General features: G+C 34.3%; 18 protein-coding genes. 15 read left to right on the top strand and 3 right to left on the bottom strand.

Annotated elements, in window-relative coordinates; all coding sequences use genetic code 11:
* The first annotated feature begins 131 nt into the window (after positions 1–131).
* Entirely contained in the window at positions 132–404 is a 273-nt protein-coding gene (locus EKG35_RS03275) for a YlbG family protein (protein ID WP_126292891.1), read from the top strand.
* A gap of 24 nt (positions 405–428) precedes the next feature.
* Here the strand turns inward: EKG35_RS03275 and EKG35_RS03270 are convergent, their stop codons facing one another.
* Positions 429–818 (bottom strand): DUF7147 family protein, encoded by a 390-nt coding sequence (locus tag EKG35_RS03270; protein WP_126292890.1) that lies wholly within the window; start codon positions 816–818, stop codon positions 429–431.
* 143 nt (positions 819–961) lie between these two features.
* Here EKG35_RS03270 and EKG35_RS03265 point away from each other — a divergent pair, with 143 nt between their 5' ends.
* The 3 genes from EKG35_RS03265 to coaD are packed head-to-tail and all read left to right on the top strand — an operon-like array spanning position 962 to position 3,472.
* Positions 962–2,386 (top strand): RNA polymerase II, encoded by a 1,425-nt coding sequence (locus EKG35_RS03265; protein ID WP_126292889.1) that lies wholly within the window; start codon positions 962–964, stop codon positions 2,384–2,386.
* A 16-nt stretch (positions 2,387–2,402) separates the two neighbouring features.
* Positions 2,403–2,948, top strand: a complete 546-nt coding sequence (gene rsmD, locus EKG35_RS03260) for a 16S rRNA (guanine(966)-N(2))-methyltransferase RsmD (RefSeq protein WP_126292934.1) — start codon at positions 2,403–2,405, stop codon at positions 2,946–2,948.
* A gap of 38 nt (positions 2,949–2,986) precedes the next feature.
* The gene (gene coaD / locus EKG35_RS03255; RefSeq protein WP_126292888.1) at positions 2,987–3,472 is read left to right on the top strand and encodes a pantetheine-phosphate adenylyltransferase; all 486 of its coding nucleotides are present in this window, start codon (positions 2,987–2,989) and stop codon (positions 3,470–3,472) included.
* Positions 3,473–3,628: 156 nt separating this feature from the next.
* Here the strand turns inward: coaD and EKG35_RS03250 are convergent, their stop codons facing one another.
* Complete coding sequence (locus EKG35_RS03250; protein ID WP_126292887.1) at positions 3,629–4,540, bottom strand: hypothetical protein; 912 nt, start codon at positions 4,538–4,540, stop codon at positions 3,629–3,631.
* 118 nt (positions 4,541–4,658) lie between these two features.
* Between EKG35_RS03250 and EKG35_RS03245 the strand changes: the two genes are divergently transcribed.
* On the top strand, positions 4,659–5,705 hold the full coding sequence (locus EKG35_RS03245; RefSeq protein ID WP_246020153.1) for a SepM family pheromone-processing serine protease: 1,047 nt from the start codon (positions 4,659–4,661) through the stop codon (positions 5,703–5,705).
* Between the two features lie 401 nt (positions 5,706–6,106).
* On the opposite strand, the gene EKG35_RS03240 is transcribed toward EKG35_RS03245, so the two are convergent.
* Complete coding sequence (locus EKG35_RS03240) at positions 6,107–7,321, bottom strand: nucleotidyltransferase (RefSeq protein WP_126292886.1); 1,215 nt, start codon at positions 7,319–7,321, stop codon at positions 6,107–6,109.
* Positions 7,322–7,474: 153 nt separating this feature from the next.
* Between EKG35_RS03240 and EKG35_RS03235 the strand changes: the two genes are divergently transcribed.
* From EKG35_RS03235 to mraZ, 10 genes are all read left to right on the top strand, one after another.
* Positions 7,475–8,008, top strand: coding sequence for a YceD family protein (locus EKG35_RS03235; RefSeq protein WP_126292885.1), 534 nt, complete (start codon positions 7,475–7,477; stop codon positions 8,006–8,008).
* 24 nt (positions 8,009–8,032) lie between these two features.
* The gene (rpmF, locus tag EKG35_RS03230; RefSeq protein WP_036202717.1) at positions 8,033–8,206 is read left to right on the top strand and encodes a 50S ribosomal protein L32; all 174 of its coding nucleotides are present in this window, start codon (positions 8,033–8,035) and stop codon (positions 8,204–8,206) included.
* 322 nt (positions 8,207–8,528) lie between these two features.
* Positions 8,529–9,290 (top strand): enoyl-CoA hydratase/isomerase family protein, encoded by a 762-nt coding sequence (locus EKG35_RS03225; RefSeq protein ID WP_126292884.1) that lies wholly within the window; start codon positions 8,529–8,531, stop codon positions 9,288–9,290.
* A gap of 369 nt (positions 9,291–9,659) precedes the next feature.
* A complete protein-coding gene (locus tag EKG35_RS03220) occupies positions 9,660–10,043 on the top strand; it encodes a transcriptional regulator (RefSeq protein ID WP_126292883.1) in 384 nt (127 codons plus the stop codon).
* Positions 10,044–10,127: 84 nt separating this feature from the next.
* A complete protein-coding gene (locus tag EKG35_RS03215) occupies positions 10,128–10,340 on the top strand; it encodes an acyl-CoA carboxylase biotin carboxyl carrier protein subunit (protein ID WP_126292882.1) in 213 nt (70 codons plus the stop codon).
* 32 nt (positions 10,341–10,372) lie between these two features.
* Positions 10,373–11,905, top strand: coding sequence for an acyl-CoA carboxylase subunit beta (locus EKG35_RS03210; protein WP_126292881.1), 1,533 nt, complete (start codon positions 10,373–10,375; stop codon positions 11,903–11,905).
* Positions 11,906–11,982: 77 nt separating this feature from the next.
* Positions 11,983–12,882, top strand: coding sequence for a ketopantoate reductase family protein (locus tag EKG35_RS03205; protein ID WP_126292880.1), 900 nt, complete (start codon positions 11,983–11,985; stop codon positions 12,880–12,882).
* Entirely contained in the window at positions 12,882–13,271 is a 390-nt protein-coding gene (locus EKG35_RS03200) for a DUF3397 family protein (protein ID WP_126292879.1), read from the top strand. The genes EKG35_RS03205 and EKG35_RS03200 overlap by 1 nt, the downstream gene beginning before the upstream one ends.
* 126 nt (positions 13,272–13,397) lie before the next feature.
* A complete protein-coding gene (gene bshC, locus EKG35_RS03195; RefSeq protein ID WP_126292878.1) occupies positions 13,398–15,014 on the top strand; it encodes a bacillithiol biosynthesis cysteine-adding enzyme BshC in 1,617 nt (538 codons plus the stop codon).
* A gap of 262 nt (positions 15,015–15,276) precedes the next feature.
* Positions 15,277–15,708 carry a division/cell wall cluster transcriptional repressor MraZ gene (gene mraZ / locus EKG35_RS03190; protein ID WP_126292877.1) on the top strand — a complete coding sequence of 144 codons (432 nt, stop codon included), beginning with the start codon at positions 15,277–15,279 and terminating at the stop codon, positions 15,706–15,708.
* The last annotated feature ends 21 nt before the right edge of the window (positions 15,709–15,729 follow it).

Raw genomic sequence — 15,729 nt, 5'->3', positions numbered from 1 at the left:
ATGAAATATGGAATATTGTAAACTCTATAAGGATGATTATAACGGAAATTCTTGTCTTATGTCAGCTAAACTCTGTTGCTATCAAAATTGACATTATGGTATGCTTTTAAGTAAGAAATGAGGGAATTGAAATGCAAGAACGACAAGGGCTAATCGTTTACGTTCATCAGCTGAAACATGCAAAGGGCTTAAGAAAATATGGGCACGTCCATTATATTTCACGTAAGTTAAAATATGTTGTGATGTACTGTGATCGAGAAGAAATTGAATCGACAAAACTGAAATTACAACGCCTTCCTTTTGTGAAAGACGTTGTAGAGTCATTCCGTCCGTTTTTGAAAACGGAATTTGAAAATGCTAAACCAGACAAAGCGAAAGAATATGACTATAAAGTCGGTTTATAATTTTTGACATTCAATAGCGAGGTTTTATTGCTTTGGTGGAATAAAATGATTCATTCTTAAGATTCCAATTAAATGCTGGTAGTACAGCACTGTTTCAGAATAAATTGAGGAATGCTTTACTTCCATTGGAATTGCTTTTTTACCGATTTCATTTAATGTATCTTCAAAAATAGCAATTCTTTTAGAAGGCTTTTCAATATTATATGGTATGCCTTCACGGCAAATATAGATTGGCATAAAATTGCTTTCGCCTACCGCTTTAAAAGCAACAGCCAGTGAAGCAACTTTTTTGTCCCCTTTATCTGAAATAAAAATAAATGCATTATGGAATCTTTTTTCATTTGTTTTAATAAGTTCGCAAAGTTCATAAACATCGCCGTAACCTTGTCCGAGCTCAATAAATTGTTGAATCAAATTTCATACATCCTTTCTTCGGCAGATAAGTGAGGATAAAACTTTCCTATCTGCATAAGTGCAACTAGAGCTAATCGAAAAAAGCTTGCCGATTAGCCAAGTTTTCTAATAATAATAGTATCATGATGCAGGGGGTAAGGCACATGAAATATGCAATAAGTTTTTTTGGACTTCTTATTTTAATCATTAGTGGAGTACTATTCTTTCAGTACCAGGTATATTCGGACAAGCTTGAAGCTGGTGAAGGTGACTTTTATTATACTCAGGAAATTGAAATTACGTATCGCAGTAACAGCTTAGATATAAGACAGCATTTTAAAAATTTGCCGAACCAAACGATTGATATTGTTTGGCCAAAAAATGCCGAAAGTCCCGATTGTTCTATTGAATCCGAAACTAGCTGCAGCCGATTAAGTGAAGATAAGTCAAAATTTGAAAAGGGAGACGCTTTAAGTCAATCTCTATCATACATAATCCCTTTAGACGGTGGTTTAAAATCAAAGCAATTAATAAAAGATATTTTTGTAGGACTGTCTAATGGAAAAGTTTCATATTCAACAGTACATATTTCCACTGATAGTGAAATTTTAGGTCAATGGATAACAGGTTTACCTTTGATTGGTCAACAGCAATTATCGCTTGTAAATTATGCCCTGTTTAGTGGAGCAGGTCCTGTTTCAGAAGTTTATTGGCAGGATGGAAATATAAAGCTTCAAAAATCTACTGATAACTTATCAATATTTTCTAAGTCTGCATTATCAAATGAACTTTTAAAGGGATTAGAAAATTTACATTTCCTAAATGATAAGCATATCGCAATCGTTCAGGGGCAGAATCTGTCTTCACAGCAAGGAAAGCGTATTTTATTTTTAGGAGATTTAACGATTGATTCTATAGAAAAAAATGTAATTGTTAGCCAAGCAAAATCTCTATATGATTTTGGCGACAGCCCGAAATGGCTAAGCCAGGTTGTTGCTTCATTTATTACAGATTCTGAGATTGGCGGAAAGAAATCTACAGAAATAGTAGATACCTTAAAAAATCAAATGACTGACGAACAGTTAAAAGAGTGGGTTGAGCGTTTAGAAAAATTAAAAGGTGAAAAAGTTTCTCCTAAAATTCTAGATGAAGGATTATCAGAAGTTTTTGGCCATCATACACAGTACTTATCATTAAACGCTTCAATAGAAGGTATTTTTCCATTTTTATTTAATGATAATCGGGGTGTTTATGTAGGTACAGATCAAATTGATAATGTAAAAGTAGTTTTTAAAGACGGTTTTGTTTACTATACAGCCGATCCATTATTAAAGCATTTAGGATATGAAGTATCGGTTGGGAAAAATGGGTATTATGTACGTAATGAAGCTAGTAATTTCCGATTCCCAAAAGACTACGGATTTTATGTTTATAATGAAACACGCTATAATACTGTTTCAGAGCCAGTTATTGAAATTGCAGGAAGCCATTACGTAGAAGAAACGTGGCTGCAACGACTATTTGCAGTAGAAATTGATAAAAGTGATAATGCAATTTCAATTAAACCTACAGCAACTTTACAACAATAGAAAGCTTGGTGAGTATATGAGAGTTGTAGCAGGTGAAAGAAAGGGAATGCCTTTAAAAGCGATTACAGGGACTACAACTAGACCTACAACTGATAAAGTAAAAGAATCAATTTTTAATATGATTGGCCCCTATTTTGATGGGGGGACTGTACTTGATTTATTTGCGGGTAGTGGAGGTTTAGGGATAGAAGCTTTAAGTCGAGGCGTTCAAAGAGCAATCTTTGTTGAAAAGGATGGACGTGCTTATCAAACACTGCAGGAAAATATAAAAAAATGCCGTTATGAGGATGTTGCTGAAACTTTTAAAACTGATGCAACACGCGCGGTAAAAGGTCTAATAAAACGAGATATACAAATAGATTACCTTTTTTTAGACCCCCCATATCGTAAAATTGAGTATTATGATCTTATTTTAACATTAATAGATGGTGGAAAGCTTTCTGAAAATGCCGTAATTGTTTGTGAACATGCTGCAGAAGTTAGCTTGCCTTCGACTTATGGCCCCTATACTTTAACACGACAAGAAAGTTACGGGGGTACAATTATTTCTATATATCGTTGACTTTAAAGACGATTGATAAAGGGAAGAGGGAGAAATCGTTGTCTGAAAAAATAGCAGTAGTACCAGGAAGCTTTGATCCTATAACAAACGGCCATTTAGATATTATAAAGCGTGCAGCAGATGTTTTTGATATTGTATATGTAGCTGTTTTAAATAATTCTTCAAAAAAGCCGCTCTTTACAATTGATGAACGTATGGCTTTAATGGCAGAAGTAACGAAGGATATCCCAAATATTCGTATTGATAGCTCATCTGGTTTATTAATTGATTATGCTCAATCGAAAAATGCAAAAGCAATAGTACGTGGCTTGCGTGCAGTTTCTGATTTTGAATATGAAATGCAAATTACTTCAATGAATCGCTTTTTAGATGAGTCAATTGAAACATTTTTCATTATGACGAAAAATCAATATGCTTTCTTAAGCTCAAGCATCGTAAAAGAGGTAGCGAAATATGGCGGAAGTGTAACTGGTTTAGTACCAAGTGAAGTAGAATCCGCATTACTGGAAAAATTTAAAAAGTAAAAAAGATCGACAAAATCCTTTTAAAGATTTTGTCGATTTTTTTACGTTAAATTAAAACAAGCAAAAGCATCACGGAACTTCAACTTCTTGCTGCAAAGTACTAATATCACAATTTTTTGAAGTCCCCCACTTGTCTGGGCTAAGCAGGTGTTGCCTTCAATATAAAAAAATCAAATAGAACAGTATTGGGATAAAAATAGTATATAAAATTCGCATAAGCATATATGGTTTTAAAGAAATGTTCTCACTTTTAGCAATAACGGCAACTTGCATATGAATACTTAAACTTTGGCTTGTTAAAAAAGTTGCTAAAAGCAATAAAAGAATAGTTGATTGACTTTCAAACAACTGTTGTCCAATTTTTAAACCATTTGTCATTTCCAACATCGCTGCGATGAGCAGCATACCATTATTATGTATGTCTGGAAGAAAGCTTTTTACTGAATGCATAACGACTGTATAGATTGTTGTGAAAAAAATGATTGTCGATCCTACAACTAAAACAGTAGGGATGCTATCTTTAATACTGCTTGTAAAAGGATTTTGTTGTTTCGTTTTTTGAGGCTCGGTAATATGAACAGTGTCTATACTTCCTTGACGATAATAATAATAAACACCTGTTAAGATGATAATGGAAACTACATGATATAAAATTAAGAATTGCCAACTAAAACGATTGTCATTTAGTAAATCATTTCCAACGAATCCTAATACGAATAAAGGGCTTGGACTATGACAAATACTTAAAAGGATGTTTGCTTCACGGAGAGAAATTTGATTGCTTTTTTTTAAATAGGCAATCGTTGCAGCGCCTGTTGGAAAACCACCAAGAGCACTGATTCCATATGTTTTAAAGTATAATTTGAATTTTGATAAGGAATTACTTTTGTTCGGTGTCAACCGGATGAACCATTGTGTAAGTATCAGATATGGCAGTAAATATGGAAATAATGCTTCCATAAACAACTCTACACCTAAATCTGTCCCTTCGTGAGCAATACCAGGAAATAATAATAGTAAACAAATTAATGTTAGACAAACGAATAAATATAGTAGTGGAATATGCATCAACTCTTTTCATTGTTTTGTTTTCTGTATAATCAAATGCTAAAATAATATATGCAAACTAAAAAATAAATAGTCTATGAAAGGGTAACTTCAGGAGGTGCTATACATATTGAAGAAGATGCTTTCTTTTATCATCCCACTAGGCATCGTTTTTTTCTTAGCCTTTTATAAGCTTGATTACTATATTATGAAACCTGGGAGCGCCTATGATGTTAGCCAATTTGTAACGGTTGAAGACGGGGATCAAGATGATAAAGGTACCCTCAATCTAATGACTGTTGCCATGGGTACTGCAACTCCTCTTACATATGTCATTGCACATTTTAGAGAGTTTGAAGAAATTATGGAGCTAAAGGATGTTCGTCAAGAAGAGGAAGACGAAACAGAATATAGTATTCGACAATTAAAGCTTATGTCAGACTCACAATTCAATGCGCTTTACGTCGCATTTAAAAAAGCTGGTTTACCATATACGATTGAATACAATGGTGTTACGGTTTTGAATGTTCTTTCAAAGGGAGCAGCGGATGGTCAACTACTGCCTGGCGATAATATTGTTGAGATAGATGGACAGTTAATAGAAAAGGCAGAAGATTTATCCAATATTTTAAATTCGAAAAAAGAACATGATGAAGTAAAGCTAGTTATTAATCGAAATGATGAATTGCTTGATCGTACAATTAGTTTAAAGAAAATTCCCGGCGATGAAAATCATCGAGTCGGCATAGGCATCTCGTATTCTGAAAATAAATCGATTAAAACAGATCCAAGAGTAAAAGTAAAGGCAGAAGATATTGGCGGTCCCTCAGCAGGCTTAATGTTTACATTAGAAATTTTGGATCAAATTCTTGATAAGGATTTAACAAAGGGCTACAATATCGCAGGAACCGGAGAAATGAATGAAGATGGAACAGTTGGTCGAATTGGCGGGATTGAGAAGAAGGTTGTTGCTGCCAATGAAGATCATATAGAAATTTTCTTTGCTCCAGACGATGACATAACAGATGCAATGTTAAAAGTAAATCCAAATGTAAAATCCAACTATGAGGCTGCTGTTGAAACGGCGAAAAAAATAGGAACTAATATGGAAATTGTTCCTGTTAAGACAATTGATGATGCGCTTGAGTATTTGGAGCAATTAGAACCAAAGGAAGACGTCTCATAGTTAATTTCACGGATAATTGAATTCGAACGCAGAAAATACAATCCAGTACCAATCTGGATTGTATTTTTTATAGTTATAGACTTAAGGATAATTTTTAATTGAATTACAAATAAAAATTTTTTTAAAAATTTTGGATTGAGTGAGCGGGCTAAGCACACAAATCGCAGAGCCACGTTGTGTCTTTACGACTTGTCTTTGGGGCCAACAGGACGTTGGTCATGGTGACAAGACATGCGATGTGGCGTTTTTGTCACCTGCTTTGTGTAAGGCCCGCTAACAAATTAGAGCGTGCTTCTTATGATACTAAAATAGTACGCAGCTTACAGTTGTAGGCTGAGTGTTCTAAAATTCGTTCAGCCTACTGGAACGTATTAGGAAATTAACAATTTCAATTGTTCCTCTTATACCTGTATCCTTATAGGCGGGGTGTTGTAGTCTCCGTTTATTTTTTGGTTTGAAGCAAGATTGATGCATTGCGCGTACATATCGGATGCACGGATATCTAACTCTAGCATTGGATCCTTAGTGGATGCTACTCGACTTATTAAAGGTAGCTTGAAATGCTTTTTATTTTCGGATATATACGCTTGACCTTTTGAAGTCATTCCTAGTAAACGTATATAAGTTGGTTCTGAAAATTGATGCAATTGCTCCCTCGTAATACCCGTATAGATATGTGTTACCATTCGTTGAAGCCTAGTCCATGTATAGCGTTTTGATTTTAGGTTCACCATGAATTCAGCAAAAGTATCACTTTTTTTTGCTGCCTTTCTGATAGCAAATTCAATTCCCTCTGTCATATCTGCAAAATGGGTTAATTGCTCCGGCGTATTGCGCAAAATTGCAAAGCGTAGCAGAGGCCAGAGCAATTCCCAGCTTATAAATGTGTTATATTTTGTTTTCCAATCTTCTAACTGCAATAGAGTTGCCGGTGGTACATAAGCAGCTATTTCTTCTATAGCTTGATGTTCAAATATTGCTTTTCGAATACCAGTGGCACTTGCAATTGTAGAATCACAATCGATAGAGTCGTGATAACCAGCTTGAATTCTTTGAATTGTAACCGGCTTTATAGAAAGTTTTAAGCGGTTGGCTGCTTCAATGTAATGGTATCCTAAAATGTTATTTGGCTGAGATAAATCAATATATTCTCCAGGTTCTTTTTGTTTAAGTTTTTCGTATGCCATATATAAACTTTGGGGATAACTAACACCAGTTGTAACGAATTGCTTGATTAACGTATTATACTGTTCTTTATTTTTTTCCAGCAATGAATAGGTGCTTAAAAATGGCTGTATAGTACCTTGTTCACTTCCAAAAGCAAATGTATCACAATTGATAGCATCTAAAAGCTGTATTGCACCTTGTGAAAAGTGAGTGGCATTGCCTGTGCTAAACACGTAAGGAAGCTCTATAACAATATCGATTCCATTTAAAAGAGCCATTTTTGTACGATGCCATTTATCAACTAAAGCAGGTTCGCCCCGTTGTAGAAAGTGCCCACTCATAACGGCAATCGACACATCAGCATTTGTTTGTATTTTTGATTGTTCCATATGATATAGGTGGCCATTATGAAAAGGATTATATTCAACGACAACGCCGACTGCTTTCATTCGTTACACTCCTAGGTAGAAAATTTTTTTATTAAAAAGAGCTTGCATTTACTAAAAATTATAGTCCTCAAATGCTTGAGTGACAAGAAAATATCTTGACATCTAAAAATACACATTATATAATCAACATTGTTGTCTCGAGGTGATTAATGAATGAAATGGTCAATTCATCAATTATCAAAGTATCGCCAAAATGGGATGCCGATTGATGCAGAAGTACAATTGGATGATGTAATGAAACGAAATAAAGATATTCGTCATATTTCACCCGTTCATGTAAAAGGACACTGTACTTTCGGTGCATCGCAAATGACATGTCAGTTTACGATGACGGCGACATTAACACTTCCTGAATCTAGGACTTGGGAAGATGTTGAATATCCAATAAAAGTCGATGCAGTTGAAATTTTCAGCTGGGTTGATCAAGAACACCGTGTTAATGACGATGAAGATATCCATTATATTGATGGTGAAGTAATCGACTTAAAACCGGTTTTAGAGGAGCTTGTGCTTCTTGAAGTGCCAATGCAAGTATTTAAAGAAAATACTGAAGGGCAGGTACATGGTGGTAAAGGTTGGAGCTATTCAACAGAAGAAGATGTCCGACGTCAAAAGGAAAATGACGAACCAAAAGTGGATCCAAGACTGGCTGATTTAGCTAAGTATTTTGATCAAACAGATGAATAGATAATCTGTAAGGAGGTGCCAATAATGGCTGTACCATTTAGAAGAACTTCTAAAACTGCTAAAAGAAAGCGTCGTACGCATTTCAAATTATCTGTACCTGGTATGGTAGCTTGCCCAAACTGTGGAGAAGCAACTTTAGCTCACCACGTATGTAAAGCTTGTGGACACTACAAAGGTAAAGAAGTAGTAAGCAAATAATAAAGCGAAGGCACGTAAGGTATAAGTATTAAAAAACCTATAAAATGTATTTTACATAAGTAAGAGGTTTACTAATCTTATAATATGAACGTGCAGCGCAAAATATCAGCAGTGAGTATTCCGAAATTCACACTGCAAGCTCTTTTAGGCTATTAGAGAGGCCATGGCTCTCTAATAGCCTTTTTAATTTTGAACAAAATAATAGAAACAATTTTCTAATTCTTTATAAACGCAACTTGTAAAAATAGATTTAGTCATTTACTATTTAAATCAAAGTCTTACGTTATGTTGAAATAATGAGCACTTAAAGGGGATGTAAAGTTTGGCTTATAAAATTGAAAATGACAATGGGGTTTGTATATTTACGATTAATCGGGAAGAAAAACGAAATGCTGTGAATGATGAAGTCATGAACGGATTAAGAGAAGTTATTTCATATATAAAAGAAAATAAATCGATAAGTTTTTTAGTAATAACCGGGGCTGGAGAAAAAGCCTTTTGTTCAGGTGGCGATTTATCTGAATTTCATAGTTTGAAAACTGAGGAACAGGCTTTTAGCATGTTAAGTAAAATGGGTAATATTTTGTATGATTTGGCAACATTACGTGTACCAACAATTGCGTTAATTAACGGAGCTGCAGTTGGGGGTGGCTGCGAGATTGCGACAGCTTGCGACTTTAGATTAGTCGCTAGTCATGCAAAATGTGGTTTTATACAAGGCACCCTTTCTATTACTACCGGCTGGGGTGGAGGAACGTATCTATTTGAAAGAGGATTGAGGCATGATAGAGCACTAAAAATGCTAGTTGATGCGAAAAGCTATGATGCAAATCTTTTATATGAAATTGGTTGGGCAATGCGTATTTTTGAAGGATCAAAAGAACAAGCACTAGATGAATTTATTTTAGAAATGAGGAAAATTCACCCTTCTGTACATCAAGCGTATAAAGAAATAGAGTTGCGAAAATGGAAGGAAAGAAATATGTATGAACGTGTAATGGAAGAGATCCGTCTATGTGCAAAACTATGGGAAAGTGATGCGCATAATGAAGCAGTATACCGATTTTTAAATAAATCAAAATAGAGACTATGGTTTTAAAAAAGATATGATATATCGCTTGTGCTAATCACAGCCATCATATGCAATCTAAAATCAACGAGAAAACCGAAAAATTGATTCTTACACTTTGAGAGCAGCATAAAAGGTGAGAACAACGTATTTTTTGGCTATTATAAAAAACTTCTTAACATATGCTTAAAAAATATTGAAGGTGTCCCATTATTTCCCTTATTAATAATTGAAACGTCTCTTTTGAGGCGTTTTTTTCTTTTGTTATAAACCATATGGAAGTAGAAAGAATTTTAATATGTCGCAACCTATTTTTTCTATCGAATGCTATTCTATTTATTCTATTTGTCAGCATATAGTAGTAAAAAATGTGAGGTGATAGAAATGGATGGAAAAAGACGTAAAGATCAATGGACAGCCGATGATGATGAGAAATTAGCAGAAATTGTTATTCAAGCTGTTCAAAATGGTAAAACGCAACTAGAGGCTTTTTCTGAAGCGGCAGCAGTTTTAAATCGTACAAAGCAAGCGTGTGGTTTCCGTTGGAATAAAACATTGCGCGGTCAATATGGCCAAATGCTAAACAGTGTGCGAAAACGTCCAAAGCAATTAATGCGCAGTCATTTAAAGCTAGCGCTTAATAGTTTTGATGAATTAACTGAAGCATATAACGAGCTAGAAATAAAATATAGAGAATTGCAGACAGAACACGAAAAAATAATTAAATGGCTCCAACAAGGCGCAAATTTTATTGAACATCAAAAATAATAAGATCATTTCATCATTAAACATAAATGAACTAAAGAGATTCACTTAAAGAACATCTTCCATTTGAGGAAAGGGGAGTCATTTATGGTGGAATTGAAGGCGCAAATGGCCGGAATTGTATATGAGTTACTAGTAAAGGAAGGACAACAAGTAACTGCTGGTCAAACGGTCATTATCATTGAATCTATGAAAATGGAGATTCCATTTGAAGCAGAGGCTGATGGAACTGTTATTAAAATTAACGTAGCTGAAGGAGATTTTGTCAACGAAGAGGATGTACTAATCACAATTGCATAATGGAAGAGCCGCACAAAGGGGAGTGTTAGGTATTGAAAACATATAACGAAAAACTAGCAGAAAAAATCGAGAAAATTACCGCAGGCGGTCAAAAGAAATACCACGAAAAATTAAGGGAAGCAAATAAATTATTTGTCCGAGATAGATTGTTGATTTTGTTCGATAATGGAGAATACGAAGAAGATGGCCGATTTGCCAACTGTGTAGAAAAGGATTTACCGGCAGACGGGGTAGTGACTGCAATAGGAAAAATAAATAATCAAACGGTCTGCGTCATGGCTAATGATTCGACTGTCAAAGCAGGTACATGGGGTGCTAGGACGGTTGAAAAAATTATTCGCATTCAAGAAACCGCGGAAAAATTGCAAGTACCACTATTGTACTTAGTCGATTCTGCAGGAGCACGTATTACAGATCAACTAGAAATGTTTCCAGGTAGACGGGGTGCTGGTCGAATATTTCATAACCAAGTGAAGTTAAGTGGAATGATTCCGCAAATATGTATTTTATTTGGCCCTTCTGCAGCAGGAGGTGCATATATTCCAGCCTTTTGTGATATCGTTATTATGGTTGAAGGAAATGCATCGATGTATTTAGGGTCGCCTCGCATGGCTGAGAAAGTAATAGGTGAAAAAGTTTCTTTAGAAGAAATGGGCGGCGCAAAAATGCATTGTACAATAAGTGGCTGTGGAGATGTTCTAGCTCAAAATGAGCAACAGGCTATTGAATATGCAAAAAAATATTTAGGCTACTTTGGCGCAAATTTTCAAAAGTTGCCTAATAAAGAAACGCCTAAGATGCCAATACCTGGTCGTTCATTAGAAGAAATCATACCAGAAAATCAAAATGTTCCATTTGACATGTATGAATTAATCCATCAACTAATAGATGAAGAAAGCTTTTTTGAAATAAAAAAATTATTTGCACCAGAACTTATTACAGGATTAGCCAGAATTAATGGGCAAGTTGTTGGAATAGTTGCAAATCAGCCAAAAGTAAAAGGTGGAGTGTTATTCGTTGATTCATCCGATAAAGCGGCCAAATTTATTCAATTGTGTGATGCTTATTCGATACCATTGTTATTTCTAGCTGATGTACCAGGATTCATGATTGGAACAATGGTTGAAAAAGCAGGTATTATTCGACATGGGGCTAAATTTATCTCTGCCATGAGCAGTGCAACCGTTCCAAAGATTTCTGTTATTATTCGTAAAGCATATGGGGCAGGATTGTACGCAATGTGTGGACCCGCTTTTGAACCGGATGTTTGTATAGCTCTTCCAACAGCACAAATTGCCGTTATGGGGCCGGAAGCTGCAATAAATGCTGTCTATTCGAATAAGCTGGCTGAAATAAACGATAATAAAGAACGTATGAATTTCGTTAAGGATAAAATTGATCAGTATAAAGAAGAAATCGATATTTATAAGCTTGCATCACAGTTGGTAATTGATGAAATTGTTTCGCCAAGTAATCTACGAACGACCCTTGCGCAACGCTTACTGCATTATTCAAGTAAACAAATTTCATTACCTTATCGAAAACACCCCGTGTATCCAGTATAATAAAATATAAATAAAACAAGGTCTGCCATAATCGGTAGACCTTTACTTTTCTTACAATCAAAGAAGGTGGAAATTGTATGAGGATTACTATAATAGGTGCAGGATCAGTAGGAATGCTTATTGCAAGTTTCTTAGCTGAACAAAATATAAATGTTACACTTATTGTTCGTAGAAAGGAACAAGCCTTAGAAATTCAAAAATTTGGTTTAATAAGAAAAAATCTTGATGGTTCATTCTATACAGCAAAAATCCAGGTAGAAACTGACTTTTCATCTATAAAAGAAGATTCATTAGTTATTGTTGCAGTTAAATATGGGCAGCTAAAGCCATTGTATAAAACGCTTAAAACATTAAATATTGAATCTCCCTTGTTATTTTTGCAGAATGGCTTAGCACATTTTCAGGAAGCATTACGCTTGCCGCAAAAAACAATCGCATTTGGTGCTTGCCAATTTGGCGCTGAAAAAGAAAGTGATCATATTGTTGTTCATCGAGGGCAAGGTGTATTGAAATTAGCTGTAGAAAAGGGGCAAAAAGAATTATTTAAAAAATTAGCTAGCACTTTAGATGGTAAGATTCAATTAGTTATGGAAGAGGACGCAGAGCAAATGCTTTTTGAAAAAGCATTACTAAATTGTTTTATTAATCCAATTACCGCTATCGTTCAGATGAAAAATGGACAACTAATTGAAAATCAATATACATATCAGCTTCTATTAAATTTATATGACGAGTTAATGGAAGCATTCCCTGAAAAGAGAGAAGATTTTCAATTTGAAGATGTTAAAAATTTATGTATAAAAACTGCTGCAAATACTTCATCCATGCTGTCCGACAGATTACAAATGCGTCCAACTGAAGCTGAAACGATTATAGGAGAGGTTATACAAAGAGCTGCTAAAAGAGAAAAACCTTTACCGACATTAACCACACTATATCATTTGCTGTTGGCAATAGAGAGCGGTGAGAAAATGTGATGCTTGTCATCCAATATATAATCAGTGCAATTATTTGTTTTCCCATTATTCTATTTTTTATTACATATGCTATTTTTCATAAACGGAAAAAAAGTGTTGCGAAAAGTTTTGGTTATGCAGCGGATGCAACGACATTCATTTTGCTCTTCTCTGTACCACTTTCAATCTCAAGCTTATGGGGAATGAAGTACAATATAATTGTATTTGTGATTGAAATTGTTATTGCGATTATTTTTACATACATAGATTGGCGCACTAAAAAAGAAATTGAAATATTACCGCTGTTAAAAAAAACTTGGAGATTATACTTTATCATATTAACCATCGCTTACATGGCGATATGGATTATCGGTTTAATTCAAAGTATAATTGAATACATTGTCAATTAAATGAAGCATTTTCTTTTGAAGTAAAAGTAGGAACGTTTACAATATAGTAAGTGAAATGAAATAAAACACAAAAGAGAGAAAACGAACAACTTTTGAAAACTGTTCATAGAGTAGAGGAGATTTTTTATGAAGCTGGAACAGGTAGAATTACCAGTTAGCAATCAATTACTTTTTGATTATTGGTCAGGTAGTGAGAAGCTACAACCTTTTTATCAATACGAATTTAATGATTATTCTTTTACCACTCGACTTGATTATTTGAAAAGTCGATATACGAACAATGAAGAGTTAAGTAATATCATTCGTTCCTATATGGAGCCTTTGGGCATTTCCGAAAAAGTAGAAGAGAATTTGAAACATCTTGAAAAAGGTGCAGTTGCTGTAGTAGGTGGTCAGCAAGCAGGAATTTTAACTGGTCCATTATATTCTGTTCATAAAGCGATTACTGTTATTTTATTATCAAAAGAACAAAGTGAAAAGCTTGGAGAAAAGGTAGTGCCTATTTTTTGGATCGCTGGAGAAGATCACGATTTAGAAGAAATCAATCATACTTTTACTATTCATAATGGAATTCCGAAGAAACAAGTATATGATAAACGATCTTCTAAAAAAACAATGGCTTCTGCAACTAAAATTCAAAAAGATGAATTAATCAATTTAATAGAATCCATTTTTAATGATTATGGGGAAACTGAATACACACAAGATCTCTTTAAATTTGTATTGCATCAAATAGAACAAAGCGATACATTTACTGATTTATTTGCTCGTATCATGAACCATTTATTTAAAAATGAAGGTTTATTAATGATTGATGCTGCATTTACTCCTTTCCGAAAATTTGAATCATCGTTTTTTGTAAAAATAATTGAACAAAATGAGGGCATTTCTAAAGTTGTAGTAGAGAAGGAGCAATTACTTGATAAAGAAGGGTATGGAAAACCGATTTCTGCTACTATTGAAAATGCAAACCTTTTCTATGTTCAAGACGGTGAACGCTTTTTATTGGAAAGAACAGCAAATGGCTATCAAAATTCAAACGGACTATTTAAATTTACAAAAGAGCAATTATTAGATATTGCAAAAACAAGCCCAGAAAATCTAAGTAATAATGTGGTTACTAGGCCTTTAATACAGGAAATGGCCATACCGGTATTAGCTTTTGTTGGTGGGCCTGGAGAACTAGCGTATTGGGCGACGTTAAAAGATGCATTCGAGCTGCTTGATTTGCAGATGCCAATATTAGCGCCCCGACTAAACATCACTCTGCTTACAAGAAAAGTTAATCAGCTGCTTTTAGATTACGAGTTAACAATTGCACAAGTAATGGATGGAAGTGCACAGTCTTTAAAAGAAAAATTTATCAACAGTGTGCAAGATGTTGAAGCGAAAAAACAAATTGCTGAATTGAAAGGATTATTAAACGAGCAATATGAAAAGTTAGCTGTTCACTTGACAGAACAACAAATTAAGCTGCTGCCGATTATAAACAAAAATAAAAAATATCATGAAATGCAATTAGAATATTTAAATAAAAAAATAGAACAAGAAGTTTTAGCAAAACATGACAAAACTATTGGTCAATTCAATTTGCTCAACGCTGAAATTTACCCTAATGAAAATCTTCAAGAAAGAGTTTATAACCCGTTCCAATATTTAAATGTATATGGAATAGATTTAATAAATGATTTATGTAAATTACCAATGACAATTTCGAATAAACATTACATAGTAAAATTGTAGTGTTTTCGAAAATAAAGATATTACTATGTAATATAAATGTTGATTAATTTAGGTTAATAGTCCTTAAATTGATATTCTGCATAAAAGAAGGTCGTCTCAAAGGCATATGAGACGACCTCTTTTTTGTGTCTATTATATTAGTTGAAAATATCGCAAAAAGTACTATATGCACAATTTATTAAAAGTTAATAACAATCTCTTTAAAAATGTGGAGGAAAGTGGGGGAATGTGGTACATTATTTACTAAAGTGGGGTGAGTAGCATGTTCATGGGAGAATATCAACATTCCGTTGATACAAAAGGGCGTCTAATTATACCTTCAAAGTTTCGTGAAGAATTAGGTGCTACTTTTGTTATTACGCGCGGACTTGATAACTGTCTATTTGGATATCCTATGGATGAATGGCGAAAACTCGAAGAAAAATTAAAGGAATTGCCCATGACAAAAAAAGATGCTCGTGCTTTTGCAAGGTTCTTCTTTTCAGGGGCAACTGAAGTTGAAATAGATAAACAAGGAAGAATTAATATCCCATCAACACTTGCCACTTACGCAAAGCTTGAAAAAGAGTGTGTAGTTTTAGGAGTATCAAGCAAGATTGAAATTTGGGCTAAAGATTCTTGGGAATCTTATTTCAGCGAAGCAGAGGATTCTTTTAATGAAATTGCAGAAAATTTAATTGGCTTTGACTTCTAGAAAAGTCGCGCGCAGAGAAGG

This window comes from Lysinibacillus telephonicus, from assembly GCF_003966145.1.
Classification (GTDB): Bacteria; Bacillota; Bacilli; order Bacillales_A; family Planococcaceae; genus Ureibacillus; species Ureibacillus telephonicus.
This window is presented reverse-complemented; position numbering and strand designations above follow the sequence as displayed.